This is a genomic window from Pseudomonas psychrophila, assembly GCF_001043005.1.
Lineage (GTDB): Bacteria > Pseudomonadota > Gammaproteobacteria > Pseudomonadales > Pseudomonadaceae > Aquipseudomonas > Aquipseudomonas psychrophila.
The window spans coordinates 108,133-123,446 of sequence record NZ_JYKZ01000005.1 but is presented as its reverse complement, the minus strand read 5'-3'; the positions used below and the strand labels follow the sequence as shown (position 1 = coordinate 123,446).

Below are 15,314 nucleotides of genomic sequence, written 5' to 3'. Positions count from 1 at the left end.
ACAGACAGCTCCTGCGGGGGCTGCCTGTCAAACCGGCGCGATCTCATCGCGCTCACGCTGCGACAAGCGAGTCAGTAGCGCCCGCTGTTCGATTTTCCTTCTCTCGCCCATGGCGACTATTTCGCGACTGTAGGCTTCATCCAGCTCCGGGTGCTGATCCTGCAGGGCTTCAGCCTCCTGCTCATATCGCAGCTCAAGCCGTGAAAACGCCGATGCGTACTTTCGCTGCAGATAGCTCACCCAGTAATCCTGACTGATCAGTTGCTCCATCAAGAGCGGCGAGTTTTGTGCCGCAAGCACCTTGCTACAAGCCGTGTCGATATCTTGATCTGTCACGCCAGAGGCATTTCTGAACAGCATGTCCGTTGGCTGCTTGGGCAAATCCAGGCGCTTTGCCAAGCCAATGCGATAGGCCAGACGAATCTCTGCAGGGTCACGCTCAGGATGCAGGCTGATGTCGGTACGGGAAATCTCTTCCACCTGGCCCAGACGGAACAGGCCGGTGGCCAATTTGAGCAGTACCGGGCCTTCTGCACCGGGGACGACTGAGCGAAGCGCGTTGAACTCATGCACCTTCACTTCATGATCGCTGAACAACAAGATTCGCCCGTCCCCGCAGGTCATGGGCGAGCGGGCGATGATAAACAACTCGTTGCGTAGCATTGAATCCATCTCGCCAGCTTCAAGAACACTCCACACCCGACGGGCAAGATCAGCCTTGTCCTGGATGAAGTCACGGCTGTGCTTCAACTGCGCGAGTAAATGAAACAGGCCTTCGCTCCCTTCCTCGGCGCGCAGGGCATCCCAGACCCCATGCCTTGGCGAGTCCGCAGGAATGTTTTCAAACCAGCGCGCCTTCTGCTGATCCTGGGGCTCGGCGCTTGGGTGAACCAGATCTTCATCCGACTCATCGGATGAGTCCACGGCTTCACCCTCCTCCCTCAATGCGCTTTCAATATCTTCACGGTCGTAACCAAGGCTATTGCCCGAAAGGTCCAGATAGTCCCGCAACTCCGAGAACCCTGAGGCCGACAACAGGTTATCGGTCAGATCGGTACTGGCCATGAGCTCATCATTGTCGCCATCAAAGAGCTCGACAGGGATGTACTCAATCTGGTTGTTGCTCAGGTTCAAGTTCCTCAGGGTTGGCGTATTGAGTACACCCATGGGCCAGCGCACCAGCCGGTTACCCCTTAATAAAAGGGTGTGCAGCCGGTTCAAGCCCGTCAGGTCAAAGTTTTCCAACCTGTTGTAATTCAGGTCCAGCCACTCAAGCCGTGTCAGCGACTGCAACTGATGGTGCAAATGCTCGGCATCTTCCAACTGGTTGTAACACGCCTCAAGCCGGGTCAAGGTGCCCAATGAGCCAACGGCATCGGGCAAGTGGCTCAAGGCGTTGTTATTAAGTCGCAAGGTGTGCAGCCCGGTAAATCCGCTGATAAACCCGTTGGAGCCTTGGGCGCTGAGCCTGACCCCATTGAGGTTCAGTGTGGTGACATGGGCCAGCGGCTGATCCAGTTGCGGCAGATCGCCAAGGCACAGATCCGAGAAATCAAGGGTGTGGATTTCGTCTTCGTCCGAGATTGCTTCAGCCCCCAACGTATGGCGCCACGACCGGATGATTCGGTCTGCTGCCCGCCTGCGGTCGACTGCGCTGACCCAGCGCCCACCTTCCCTGTAGCTGGGCATGTCTATCCAGCGATTGAGCCGCAGGATCAAACCGTCATGCTGGCGGCTCCACTCAAGCAGTTGGGCATCGATTTGCAGCGCGCCCACTCCTTGCCCACGTATTTGCTCGATACGGTCAATCGCCTCACTGAGCGCTAAATCGGGGTTCAACCGTTGCAACAAAGCGGCCGGGGTCACTGGCGAGTCACCGCGTTCGGACACTTGACGTCCGGGTAACAACAATTCGGGGTTGTCAGAAACCTCTTCGGGGAAAAACTCGGGTGAGCCACCGGTTCTCCCGGTCGCCAGCAAAAACGGACTGATATCGCCAGCACTCTGGCGCCCTGTGCGTTGCGCGTAAGCGAGCAGTCGGGCGCAGCTTTCAGGGGTCAATCGGCATCCGCGCAATTGCGTGCCCGACATCAGGTCTTCATGCCCCTGCAAGCCTGCCGCCGGAATATCGGTGATGGCGCTGCGACTCATGTTCAATTGCCGCAACTGCGGCAACTGCAAGACGCCCGCGGGCCATTGCTTGATTGCGCTGTGGCTCAGGTCCAGTGACTCCAGGCGCGTCATGGCGCTGACATCCAATGCCGTGACGCGATTACCCTGCAAACTCAACTTCTTCAGTTCGCCCAGGCAATCCAGCAGACCCTGCATCGAGGGTGTTACCGTCAGCTCGTTATAGGTCAGGTCCAGGTCAGTGATCCGAGTGAGGCGTCTTAGCACAGTAGGCAGTGAAGTCAGACCGTTACGACTGAGGTTCAACACGTGAACATTGGCAAACGAACCCAGAAATCGATCTAGCACGTCCAGAGGCATGCCCAGGTTGTTCAAGTCCAGATGCTGCACATGGGCAAACCCGCTCTCGGGCAGCTGTGGCAATTCTTCCAGCCGACCTCCCGACAGGTCCAGGTGTCCGGCATTTGAAACGTGCCGCCACGAAGGGCCTGCGCTCACGGCTTCAAACCCCAGTCGGCGGGAAATACCGAGACTCCAGCAGTGTTGGATTTTGTCTACCACCTGGCGGCGAAAAAACACATCGGCGGTCAATGGCCTGCTGCTCAACCAGGCATCCAGCGCAACGTTGAGTGCCTGATTCTCTTCATGGAGTGTATTTACGCGCCCAAACAACTCAGTCATCCCCTGCTCTCTGAGGGCGAATTGGGCCACTACTCTCTCGGCAAATGGCTGGTTGTGAGGGATAAATCGCTTCAGACAACCTTGGCAGTAACCGGCTTTCCACTGCTCGACATCCATCAAATGCCCCGGGTTATCGCGCAGGTACTCATAGGCTCGACGGACAGCCCGGGGGTGGATCTTTGACCACTCAAGGCGCAATCCGCGCCACACACGCGGGTGCCCCGAAAACAGTTGCTCGGGCAGTGACTCAATTATCGAGCCAGACAGGTCAAGGACGTCCAGATGCTCCAGCTCAAATAGCCCGAGGGGCCACTGCCCCAGAGTGCCTGCAAGGCGCAAGGCACGCAGCTGGGGCCAACCACTGACGTCCAGCACCCCTACGGGGCCCGTCAGCGACAACCGCTCGATCTGCGGCACCGTCTGCAGTCGATTGATAAAGAGCTGCGAGAACCCTTGCCATCCAGCGTCCAGGGACAATTCTTTGACTGCGGGTAACAAACTCAAACCCTCGGCCACTCGCAGTTGATCTGAGTGGTGGAGGTTCATTTCAAGGCGCTGCACGCCGCTAAAACGTTTCACGAAGCCCATTTGCGGCTCGCTCAGCATCAAGCCAGTGTCCAGTTTTAAGGTCCTGACGTGCGAAAAGTCTGCCTCCAGTACCGGGTAATCGCTGACCCAGCCAAGGTCAAACTCAAGGTTGAGGTAGGAAGAAGGCTCACCGTTGCGCAGCAGGCCTTCCCGCCAACACGTTACCAGCCTGTCGGTGGCATGGCGGCGCATCCTCTGGCTGAATGCGTCCCTGGCGCCGCCGACCCACTGATCCAGCGCGGTGCGCAAGGTCTCCAGTTCGCGCTGTTGGGTCGTCAGAAAATGATAAATCTGTTGATCGGACTGGCCTTCATTCAGACGGCTGCGTATGTAACGGCTGACCTGCTCGTCGGTCATGTTGGGATAGACATCGCGCATCCGTGTAATCAATGAGGAATCAACCTCCAACACCTCGCCTCTGCCTGATAGCGGGTAGCCGATCTGGCCATTGAGCTTTTGCAGCCTTGGGCTGGACCGGGGAACGCGCAGTTTTAAAGCGCGGGCCATCTCACGGCGATGGGAGGTCGCGTATCGCGCCACTGCCTGGGGTAGTTCGGCGCCTGAAATACCCGGCAATTGCGCACGACAGCGTACTGCCAATCGTTCACTGTCGAGGGACGCCAGACTCTGCCGGTAGAGGCCCGCCAACGCGCGGTTCAATCGACCTTGCTGGGCCAGGGTGCGGGCCAGATCGTCGATTTTACCCGGCACCTGCCGGGTCTCGCGCAGGCGCACCAGGTCATGCCCCCCGACCTGTCCCAGCACCTCCCGGGCCGAGCGTTCCGTGAGCATGGGATGCCTGCGGCGAAGCAAATCGACATCGGCGTTTGGCTGCAAGCAGTCCTGCACACGCTCAAGCCCGAACTGTTCAAGGGTATCCATCAACACTGCTGGCACCGGCAGGCCATCAATATGGATCTTGCGCAGTTCATCGTCGGAGATACCGCTCACATCGCCAATCTGGGCCAGTATCTGGCCATCGAACGCCTCGGTATCGTGACCCAGACGGCGCAGCAGCGTCTCGCGCGGCCATTGCAAGGGTTGTTCATGATGATGCCGCCAGGCCCCGCCATCATTGTGCTTGAGCAGCGGCTGATACGCCGTGCTGTCTGTAGGGTGTTTGATCCGCCAGGCTTTGAGCGCGGGATCGAATGTCTGCTCGTAGACGTACCGGTCGATCCGCACCCAGGTTTTGCCATCGACCAGGTACTGCCCCAGCGCATTGGGCTTAACCTGTGGGCCGAACGTCACATCACATTGATAAGGCCTGAGGTCGGGCATCCAGAGTCGGGTTTGAGCATTGGGCAGTATGATTTGTGTGAGTTTGTCGGCCCATTTGCTCAGGTTTGCCGTTGGAATTTTCCCGACTCCATAACCGGCGCCGCCCATGGCACCCGCCAGCCCTACATTGATGGCGACTGACTGCAGATGCGCCCAGGCACCCTCCACATCGCCAACACTCCAAGATTCGATGCCGTGATAGATCTCCATCCCCATTTGCAGGGCCATCACCGCCATCATGACCTCGCCCACACCGGGAATAAAAAACGCGGCCACATTGACCGCGTCCATCCCCAAACCCAGCCAGTAATCAAGACGCTGCTGCAACAATGCGCTGTCGGCATCCGCCGTGGGCACCGCGAGTAACCGGGCGTTGGCCTTGAGCCGCTCCAGATGCAGGTCATACAACGCTGTAAATAGTTCACCGGGTCGGGGCTCGATGTAAGCCTGACCCAGTTTGAGATCCACCTTATCTACATACACCGGCGCTTCTTTTCCCTTGGGGTCGGGTGTCTTGCGGTAAAGCTGATGGTTGAGCCGTGAAACAAATGCCTGAGCATCTCCTTGGGGCACCCGCTGGGCGAACAGTTCCTGGTAGGCCGGGGTGCGCAGGTTCAGGCCCAACTCATACTGAAACGCTTCCAGCGACGGGTACTCCTTAAGTGGATACAGGGGGGCACCGGGAATCCAGACCACCAAGCGTTCCATATCGGGTTTTTTCATGACGGGCAACTGGACCCCGAAGTCGGTGTCCACCCACTCCGTCACCGGCAGCGTTGAGCGATACGGCCCCATGATCAACACCTGATCCAGGGTAAATCCATACAGTTGCAGCTGGCTGAAGACCACCGGCTTTGCGTTAAGCATGGGGCCAGGGTCGCCATCCAGCACGGCACGTACCATGTCATAAGCCTGCGTAGAGACATGCTGTTGCATGAGTGCCGCGTGCAAGTGGACAGCCAACAGGGCTTTTTGCGCCTCCTGCAGGTGGTGGCGCACGCTGGATGCTCGATTGGGTGCGTCGAACACCTCGCTTAGATGGTCCTGATACTGCTGCCCCAAATCCAGGGCGCGGCATATCTGCGAAAACACCTGGGGAGTCATGGCCAGCTTTTCGCGATAACGAAAACCGGGCACAGGTTTGAGGTTGTCCTGCGCCTGCTTGAACGTACTGATAACGGGTTTTAACCCCCGAACCAGCACATCTGCGATCTGGAGAGAAACGGGATAAGCCGGTACTGGTGTCCAGACATCAAGCGGCAAAGCACCTTCAGGTGCCAGGGCACTGACCTGACCGTTGACCGCCAACGAAAAGGCTTCATTGCCTTCAAAGTTCATCAGCGCGGCTTGCAACAGGCTTTGATGCTGCACGGGCTGGTTGCGCCGCAGATAGAACAGCCGGTTCTTGTTGACATCCATGGCCTGGCCGGCGGCGCTGTGACTGTGCAAAGCCTCCTTGAGCCGGGGTTCGGCAAATTCGGTGATCCCTTGCAGCCCCCCGAGGGTTTTGGCCAGGGCCGTATTCGCCCGACGACTGCGATCCTGGCTGGCAATCAGTGCCTGGCGTAACCACCGAGGCGCAAGGGTGAACCACTCGGGCGGCTCATCCCGGGACGCCAACCCCGGCGACAGACGTTTGATATCGTTCACATGAATGTGTTTGATCCAGCCTGGCAGCTTGCCTTTGATCAATGCAGCGTGCGGCCCCAGGCCGTTGCGTGTGTAAGAATTGCCCATTGAGTAGCCTTCCTGAAACCCGTTTGAATGAGCTTCACTACAACCAAAGGCCGCGCGCAGCGGGCGTTAGATATGTACAACCTGGCGAAATACCCGCCCATTTGTATGGGTATTAGCTACGCTGTGTTTAGCAGTCCCCCTACCGGATAGCCGAGGGCCCTATGGACGATCCAGCCCAAAACAAACCACCTACCTTCTGGCAAGTGCTGCACAGCGTGATGGCGGCAGCGTTTGGCGTGCAAAGCGCAAAAAATAGAACCCGGGATTTTTCCCACGGCAAACCCAGCCAGTTTTTACTCCTGGGCCTACTGTTTACCGGGGTATTTGCGTTGACCCTGTTCGGGATCGTCAAACTGGTGCTGTATGTGGCGGGAGTATAACTACCCGCCCGCGTTGTAGCCGCTGACGAGTAGAACGAAGCTGCGGCTTGTATGTTGGCGCTAAAACGTTTTGCGCAAGGTTCTGTGGCGTCTGCGATGGATTTTGCTTTTGCTTTTGCTGGAGCCATACGAATGTCCAGACGACGCGAATGCCCATCACAGAAGGCCGAACGCAGGTGCTGTTATGGGGGTGGCGCGGCAGGACGCCGCGCCAGCCGCGATGGGCCATGGATGGCCCGTCGCGGCGTGCCCCCATGACAGTGCCGGAGTGAGGGAACCACCGAGTCTGGGCGAGGCGGCCGTATGGTAGGGCAAGCCTTTTTGGTTACTTTTTCGGCGTCTGGAAAAAGTGACCCGCCGTAAGGGCGGAACCCGTAGTAGGTCGTGACACATCGAATGGATATGTACTCGGCATCGCTGCGGGCGCTTCGCAAAACAACGGGCACACGGGGTACATATCCGGCATTTGCGGTTAACTGAAATGATGGTTTCGCTTTTACAGCGAGTCACTTTGCAAAAGCGGCAAAGTAACCAAAGCGCTTTCGCCCCCGTGTACGGCCCTCGCTGCGCTCAGGTTCCCTCATTCCGGTCCCGCTCCGTGGGCACGCCGTGACGGGCCATCCATGGCCCAACACGGCTCTCCCGGCATCCATGCCGGTCGACCCACTACGCAGAACCTGCGCTCGGCCTCCCGAAGGGCAGGCAGATCAAAAACCAGTGCAAAAACAAGATCAACGGCCCGCCGAGGCGGCCTACAGGCCGACCTTTTTAGCGGAGCACATTGCTCTGAACAGGTCAGCTGGCAACAGAGTATCTACAGGACAACATCAACTCCAGAGCGGCGCGGCTACTGGTGACCGACCCAGAACACCGCTGTAGCAACTACCAGAATGATCAGAAAAAAAATTGCCCACGCATCGACCTTGCTGTCGCTTTTACGCACTTTCACGGGAGTACTCATCGCATCGCCTCTTTTCGGTTTTATGGGTGATTGCTTGAAGACTTCCAAACAGTTAAGTCCAGCAATGCCCCAACCACAAGTAAGGGATTGAGAATCAACCTCTTATAGTCCTTTTGGTTCTTTGCATATGCTTAAACATCACTTTTGCGCATAACTACAAACTGGTATCGTGCCTCGCTCCGTGGGGAGTGCGCGGCCGTGCGCGCAGATAAGCTGTTAGCAGCCTGAGAACAGGACCTATATGTACGTATATGACGAGTACGATCAGCGGATCATCGAGGACCGCGTAAAGCAGTTCCGTGATCAGACCCGACGCTATCTGGCAGGTGAGCTGAGCGAAGAAGAGTTCCGCCCCCTGCGCCTGCAAAATGGCCTTTATGTTCAACGTTTTGCCCCGATGCTGCGAGTGGCGGTGCCTTATGGCCAACTGACTTCGCGCCAGGCGCGAATGATGGCCAAAATCGCTCGCGACTATGACAAGGGCTATGCCCACATCAGTACCCGCCAGAACGTGCAGTTCAACTGGCCCGCGCTGGAAGATATTCCGGACATCCTGGAAGAGCTGGCAACCGTGCAGATGCACGCCATTCAGACCAGCGGCAACTGCCTGCGCAACGTCACCACCGACCAGTTCGCCGGTGTCGCAGCCGATGAACTGATCGACTCGCGCCCTTGGTGCGAAATCGTGCGTCAGTGGACGACCTTCCACCCGGAATTCGCCTACCTGCCACGCAAATTCAAAATTGCAATCAACGGCTCGACCTCTGACCGTGCCGCGATTGAAGTGCATGACATTGGCCTTGAGCCAGTGCTCAACGAAGCCGGCGATCTGGGCTTCCGCGTACTCGTGGGTGGCGGCTTGGGCCGTACGCCGGTCATCGGCGCATTCATCAACGAGTTCTTGCCCTGGCAGGACCTGCTGAGCTACCTCGAAGCCATCCTGCGGGTTTACAACCGCTATGGCCGTCGTGACAACAAGTACAAGGCCCGGATCAAGATTCTGGTCAAGGCCCTGACGCCTGAAGTGTTTGCAGAGCGTGTTGAAGCCGAAATGGTTCACCTGCGCGGCGGCTCCAACACCCTGACCGAAGCCGAAGTGCAGCGTATCGCCAAGCACTTCGTGGACCCGGACTACAAAGCCCTGCCCGACTTCGGTGCTGAACTGGCCGAACTCGACAAGCAGCACCCGGGCTTCGCACGTTGGCGTACCCGCAATACCCTGGCCCATAAAAAGCCGGGTTATGTCGCAGTCACCCTGTCGCTGAAGCCTACCGGCGTCGCACCGGGCGATGTGACCGACAAGCAGTGGGATGCCATTGCCGACATGGCCGATCGCTACAGTTTTGGCCAGCTGCGCACCTCCCACGAACAGAACATCATCCTCGCCGATGTGGAAGAGAACCGGTTGTTCGCCATGTGGGGCGAGTTGCGCGAAAACGGCTTTGCCACCCCTAACATTGGCTTGCTGACCGACATGATCTGCTGCCCGGGTGGGGATTTCTGCTCGCTGGCCAACGCCAAGTCGATCCCGATTGCCGAATCGATCCAGCGCCGCTTTGAAGACCTGGACTACCTGTTCGACATCGGCGAATTGGACCTGAACATCTCCGGTTGCATGAACGCCTGTGGTCACCACCACGTCGGTCACATCGGGATTCTGGGTGTGGACAAGAAAGGCGCCGAGTTCTACCAGGTGTCACTGGGTGGCAGTGCCAGTCGTGACGCAAGCCTGGGTAAAATCCTCGGTCCTTCGTTCGCTCAAGACGCCATGCCGGATGTGATTGAAAAGCTGATCGACGTCTATGTTGAAAAACGTAACGAAGACGAGCGTTTCATCGACACCTATCAACGTATCGGCATTGACCCTTTCAAGGAGCGCGTCTATGCAGCGAATCATTAAGAACAACCAGGTCATCGACGAAACCTGGCACTTGCTGCCAAAGGAAACCACCTTTGACGAAATCTCCAACTGCGACGACCTCATCGTCCCGTTGGTGATGTGGCGCGAGCACGGGCATGCACTCAAGGCCCGTGATGGCGGCCTGGGTGTGTGGCTGGACAGCGATGAAGAAGCCGAAGAACTGGGCGAAGACGTGGTGCACTTTCAGGTGATTGCCCTGAACTTCCCGGCCTTCACCGATGGTCGCAGCTACTCCAATGCCCGCTTGCTGCGTGACCGTTATGGTTACAAAGGCGAATTGCGCGCCATTGGCGATGTACTGCGCGACCAGTTGTTCTATTTGCATCGTTGCGGTTTCGACGCGTTCGCCATTCGCGCCGACAAAGACCCGTATGAAGCCCTGGAAGGCCTGAAAGATTTTTCGGTGACCTACCAGTCCTCGACCGACGAACCCATGCCGTTGTTCCGCCGGCGTTGATTACATGACTCAGGCCTGATCCTCCCCTGGGTTCAGGCCTGAGTCGTTGATTGATCGCTGCCCAGGGGGTGTTGCTGGAGCTCCAGGCGAGTCAGCTGTGTGACCACCGAGGCTCTTGTCCTTCCCCGTGCATCACCCAGCGCATTCGACTGCGCGACATAGTCGTTGCTCGACATGCTTTCGCGGGCCATATACAAAACGTCCATGCGCTCGTCCAGAGGCTCGTCGGCTACAGTGAACGCCTCGGGGTATTTTTTCTCCAGGAACGCTGTCCAGAAATCCCTGCTGCCGATCGAAGCCATCATGGCTTCAGGCTTATCCTGCGCGAGCACATAGGCTTTAGCGGTTTTAAGCTCAGCCGATGTCACCCGCGCAATCCTTTCAAAACGCATGCTCCTGGGCCTTGCCGGCAAATCCAGAGCCCGGGCCAATTTGACCTGATAGAACATCTGCACCTGTAGCGGATCAAGTTCGGCTATCTGACGACTGATGCTTGCCGGACTCAGTTGCTCAGCCAGGCTCAACGATTGAGGGGTCCCCAATCGGTAGGCCACGCCTTGCTGCTGAACGGCGTCCATGCTGCTCACCGGGACAGATGCCAAGTGCGGCCCGAGCTCATCCACCAACTGTTGCAGCTCACGCACAGAGGCCTGCTGCTGTAGCTGAATGGCGGCCAAGCGCGCCTCGATGATGGTATTCACATGTTGGTTCAGCAAATCGATATGGAACAAGCCGTGGGCCAGCTTCAACAGGCTCTCTTCGGTGTTGACTCCGGTTTGTGCAATAAACACCTGATGTTGCAACTCCATATCGGCAAAAATCATCGCAATCCCGTCACTGCAGGTCCGTGGATTCGAGGCAATCTCAAACACACGGTCGCGCAATTCCAGGTGATCGTGCATTGCACCAAGCAAAGCCCAGATCCGCTGGGTAAGGTTTTCTCGCTGTTGCAGGAACTGCGCAGAAGTCGTCATGTCTTCCAGCACCCGGAAAAAATCGGTTGCCCCTGAAGCGTTCATCAAGCCGCTCCAATGAGTTGCTTGTTCACGGGTAGGCGAGGTTGACCAATGCTCGATACCGCGTTGTGGAGCTACGTGCTGACGCTGTAGATCAACCCCAAAGTTGATCCCGTGTTCCCGATGATAAACCTGCAGACGACGCTGCGAATCAGCACTCAGCGGGTTGTCGTGCAAAAACGTTACCCGGTTAAGAGCGGCCCGGTCCGCAGCCAGCACCTCAGGCGGGATATGGCTGATGGCGTTATCTCGCAGATCCAGTATCTGCAGGCTCATGAGATGCTCAATCCCGTCCGGCCATTGCGTAGTACCTGTGTGGCGCAACAGCAAGTACTTGAGCTCACGCATGGGCCATACCGCTAAACGCCTGCCCAGCAGATTGCCGGTAAGATTCAATGATTTGAGCCGGGTCAGGCCAGACAGAACAGCCACGGCCTGATCGTTCAGGGCAATCCGGTTGCCTTGCAGGTTGAGATCCCGTAGCTGCGACATGCGCCCGAGTGAAGCAGGCAGCTCGGCCAAATGACTGTTTTTAAGTGACAGTATTCGAAGATTGGGAAAACGGTCGAGAAAGCCGACTGGAAATTGAGCATTGCCCGAGTGGGACAAATGCAATGCGCTGACATGTCCAAAATCAGCGGATAACGCCGGGAGCCCATCGACAGGCCAGGCTTCAAGATCCAGCTCATAGCCTGTGTGATCCTCAATCTGGACGCTGGGGGTTTGCCTGCGCCAGGCGCGGATCAAGGCCTGGCTGATTGCCCGCTTGGTCCTTTGCGCCAGGAGGGTGCGCGGCCCATTGTGGGGTTGGGTCCAGACATCAGAGCCAACCCACTCATCAAGATCGCTGCGCAGGGCCGTGAGTTCAGTCTTGAGATTCACCAGCGCCCGGGTCATGAGTGCCCCGGGTATTTTAAGCCGGTACAAGAACTGACCTGCCTGCACGTCGCTCATCAACGGGTAAAGCTCGACAACCAGATCCTTGAGCAGTGCCGGCTCGCCTGCAGGCAAAATACGCCCGGCGCGCCCGCCGAGGGTGTAACCCAAACGGCCATCGGCCAGGCGCAACGGCGATTTGAACCATGGTTTTATGCTGTGCATCCCGAGGCTTTTGGTGACACTGTTGCGCTGAATCGCCGCTTGGCTGGCCACTTTCAAGTGCAACTGGGTGCCCAGATCAGTGGTCCCCAGCCCAATGGCTGATCGCTCCTCTGAGGTCAACACGTGGGGTACACAGCTCAAAAGAGCTGGATTGCTGTAAACCTCCCCGGCCGAATTCTGAAACTCGTAGACCTCGGCGTTTTTTACAATCTCACGACCAGACGCAGCAGTTCGACCAAGACTGTACAGCACCTGGCGAGTGAATTTATCTCTCACCACAAACCCCACATTCCGTGGCCATCCTGGTACGTCAGGCAAGGTTTCCCATCCCACTAGAGTGCTATCAGCATTACCCAGCGCCAGATGGAAAATACCTTCTATCGTGCGGTTAACGCGTAAGGTCTGTACATAGCTGCGAGCCTCCTCCAACACTACCAGCGGTATGGCCCCAGTGGCTGCGAACTGCATTTTTTGCCCGGCTGTCATCTGATCGAGCAGCTCTTCAACCACCGCCACCGGCAAACTGGGGAACTGACCTTTAAGGCCTGCCGTATCAGCGCCCAGCACCTCTGAGCTGTTATACAGCCGGGCAAGCAATCCCCCCCGGGTGCTTTCGGCATATTCACCCAGTTTGCGCGCCAACGCTGCAACCTGCTGATCAAGCCAAGGCAGCCCATCGCCCAGCAGACCCTCGATCTGCGACGATGACAAACTCTCAAGGGTGACTTTGAGCAAATCCCCGTTGTTGATTTGCGCCTGCGCAAGCTGCAGCCTGGAATGCAGCGACGTAAGATCAACACCGTACTCTTTGTAATTCACACCCTCTGCGTCAACAACACGCAAAACCCGCTCTGGAGGCCATCCCGGCAGGCGGGTCAACAGTTCCAGCTGCAAGTCCGCCTGATCAACAGTGCCGGTACTGCCCTGCTTCATCTGCATGATAAAGGTCTCGATTCGTTCGCTCAGGCGTACACGTTTGAGACTGTCGAGCAATAAAGGCGGCAGGGGCAAGTTGTCCATCAACAGTTGGCGCATCATGGTCTGCGATGTATTGGTCGCGGCAAGCACCTGTTCTGCGCCAGCATCTGACAGCCCTTCGGACTGGTGTCCAAGGCGCCGGAACAACTGCAATCCAGAAGCGTGTATCGGGTTGTCCAGCTCAGGGGTCCACATCCCGCGCTCGTTATGAATCAACCGGGGCGTGTAGGCATCAGGATCTGTGGGATGCAACAGATGACAACGGCCTTTGTCCGACTCGATGCGGACCTCAAACACCTTGCCGTCAAGCTTGATGAAGGACTGGTCGCCAACTTTGTACAGCCCCTGTTCGTCTGGGACCAGGCCGGCAAGGGACACATGCTTGAACTCATAAGGTATAAAGTCGGGTTTCCACAGCCTGTTGTGCCCTTTTACCGACTTGACCGGCACCAGAGCATCAACCACCGGCTCGGTCTTCAGCGCTTTGGTGCCAGCGCTGGTACTGGCGACCAGCGCAATGTTTTGCGCAATATCAAACAGGTGTTCAAGGGCCGCGACGCGATCAGCGTGCTGCCAGGCCCTGATGCCCTCATACACCTCAACACCCAACTGCAGCACACTGCCTACCAGCAGGACCTGACCCAAAACCGGAACAAATCCCAGCGCCAACCCCAGCAAACTCATCCCCAGATTCAGGTACATAGCCTGGCGTTCCAGGCGGCTTCTAGTGTCCTCATCCTCCGTGGGTACCAATAATTGTCGGGCGTCGTCTTTTATCTGGGCCAACTGCAACAGCCACGCCACTTCGAATGGATCGCCCGCCTGTAACTTATGGCCGGTCACTCCCAACAGCGCGGGTTCGTTAACGATAGGTGGACGTCTCAGCAAGAGTGAGTCCCAGCTCATCTGCCTGATATTGGTGCGACGAACAAACTCGGCACGATGGCGCAGCGGTACCCGCTGGATAAAATAGTCGGCAAAAAGCGAAGTCTTTAACCATTCCCTCAATTGAAACTTGAAGCGTTCAAACGTCTCGAAATGATAAAACGACCGTTGTGGTCCGTCCGGCAAATACACGATGCAGGACTGGTCCTGTTCACGTGGTTTTCGATCCGGCCAAAACACTATAATCCCGGGCACTTCAAAACCCAGTATTTCAAATGTGCTATGAACTGCCCCGCCAGTATTTGTCTCAGGCGAAGGCGAAAGTAGCTGATTAACCATTAGCGCGTAATGGCGAGATGTGACTTCAGACTTCATATAAGCAATGTGCAATGCCGAAGCAAACTCATAACGTTTATTCATACAGAATGCAGTTTTAATTCTGTAGGCTTTCGAACGTGAATCTTCTGCAGGCCATTCATCTCCGAGAGGAACAAAGACCCTGTCCAGATGCAATTGATACTGCAGCCCCACATTCAGATCACGGCATATGACTGCAAATTTTTCAGGCGTAAGTGCAGCATGGGGTCGTTGATTCTTATCACTGACCACATAGATCATGCTCCCTGAAGCAAAGCCTGTAGCCACGGTCTGTGCCTGCTGGAAATTTTGCATCGCCGCCTGCAGCAAGCTGTGCCGGTTAATACTCGACACCAGATTAAGCTCCAGTGACTGAGGCTCGAGCACATCAGGAATCAGCAACCGGACCAGGGCATCGGCCAAGCGCAACTGCTGATTGGCAATGTAAATCACGACATTGTTCAGCAGATGAACTTCCTTGATCGCACAGGCCCGAGGGTTAACATCCCAATGACCGTGGGCGGTCAGCGCTTGTATAAGTAACGGTTCAGCAAACTGCTCAATGGGCGATATTTGTGCCAATACAGCCGAGACGACTGCGTGTGTTTCATGGGCGTGCTTCATGCTGTCGCGCAAAGCCTGACGCACATCAGCTGGCGCCGTCACAAACCACAACGGCAACAAGGGCTTTATATAGTGTTCATATTTATTTTCTGCCAGCAAATCAGCATAGGTTGCAGAACACTCGACAACAGCCAATTCGCTCGCGGATGCAGGCGGCAAAGAAAGTGTAGACATTTCTAACATCCAGATAATTAGTCAGGAAACAAGCTTATACGCA

At 56.8% G+C, this 15,314-nt stretch carries 5 protein-coding genes; 3 read left to right on the top strand and 2 right to left on the bottom strand.

Annotated features, from left to right (window positions below; translation table 11 throughout):
* Positions 1 to 27: 27 nt before the first annotated feature.
* The gene (locus TU76_RS13805) at positions 28 to 6,417 is read right to left on the bottom strand and encodes an NEL-type E3 ubiquitin ligase domain-containing protein (RefSeq protein WP_048351861.1); all 6,390 of its coding nucleotides are present in this window, start codon (positions 6,415 to 6,417) and stop codon (positions 28 to 30) included.
* Positions 6,418 to 6,578: 161 nt separating this feature from the next.
* On the opposite strand from TU76_RS13805, the gene TU76_RS13800 reads away from it, so the two are divergent.
* The 3 genes from TU76_RS13800 (at position 6,579) to TU76_RS13790 (ending at position 10,136) form a co-directional block, all read left to right on the top strand.
* Positions 6,579 to 6,797 carry a DUF2970 domain-containing protein gene (locus TU76_RS13800; RefSeq protein WP_048351860.1) on the top strand — a complete coding sequence of 73 codons (219 nt, stop codon included), beginning with the start codon at positions 6,579 to 6,581 and terminating at the stop codon, positions 6,795 to 6,797.
* 1,202 nt (positions 6,798 to 7,999) lie between these two features.
* On the top strand, positions 8,000 to 9,658 hold the full coding sequence (locus TU76_RS13795) for a nitrite/sulfite reductase (RefSeq protein WP_019826450.1): 1,659 nt from the start codon (positions 8,000 to 8,002) through the stop codon (positions 9,656 to 9,658).
* On the top strand, positions 9,642 to 10,136 hold the full coding sequence (locus TU76_RS13790) for a DUF934 domain-containing protein (RefSeq protein ID WP_019826448.1): 495 nt from the start codon (positions 9,642 to 9,644) through the stop codon (positions 10,134 to 10,136). Before TU76_RS13795 ends, TU76_RS13790 begins: the two co-directional genes overlap by 17 nt.
* Positions 10,137 to 10,168: 32 nt before the next feature.
* Here the strand turns inward: TU76_RS13790 and TU76_RS13785 are convergent, their stop codons facing one another.
* On the bottom strand, positions 10,169 to 15,271 hold the full coding sequence (locus TU76_RS13785) for an NEL-type E3 ubiquitin ligase domain-containing protein (RefSeq protein WP_048351859.1): 5,103 nt from the start codon (positions 15,269 to 15,271) through the stop codon (positions 10,169 to 10,171).
* Between the last annotated feature and the right edge of the window lie 43 nt (positions 15,272 to 15,314).

Bases quoted from the DNA above. Each gene is read 5' to 3' on its own strand.
- TU76_RS13805 (WP_048351861.1), bottom strand. From the start codon at position 6,417: ATGGGCAATTCTTACACACGCAACGGCCTGGGGCCGCACGCTGCATTG.
- TU76_RS13785 (WP_048351859.1), bottom strand. From the start codon at position 15,271: ATGTCTACACTTTCTTTGCCGCCTGCATCCGCGAGCGAATTGGCTGTT.
- TU76_RS13800 (WP_048351860.1), top strand. From the start codon at position 6,579: ATGGACGATCCAGCCCAAAACAAACCACCTACCTTCTGGCAAGTGCTG.
- TU76_RS13790 (WP_019826448.1), top strand. From the start codon at position 9,642: ATGCAGCGAATCATTAAGAACAACCAGGTCATCGACGAAACCTGGCAC.
- TU76_RS13795 (WP_019826450.1), top strand. From the start codon at position 8,000: ATGTACGTATATGACGAGTACGATCAGCGGATCATCGAGGACCGCGTA.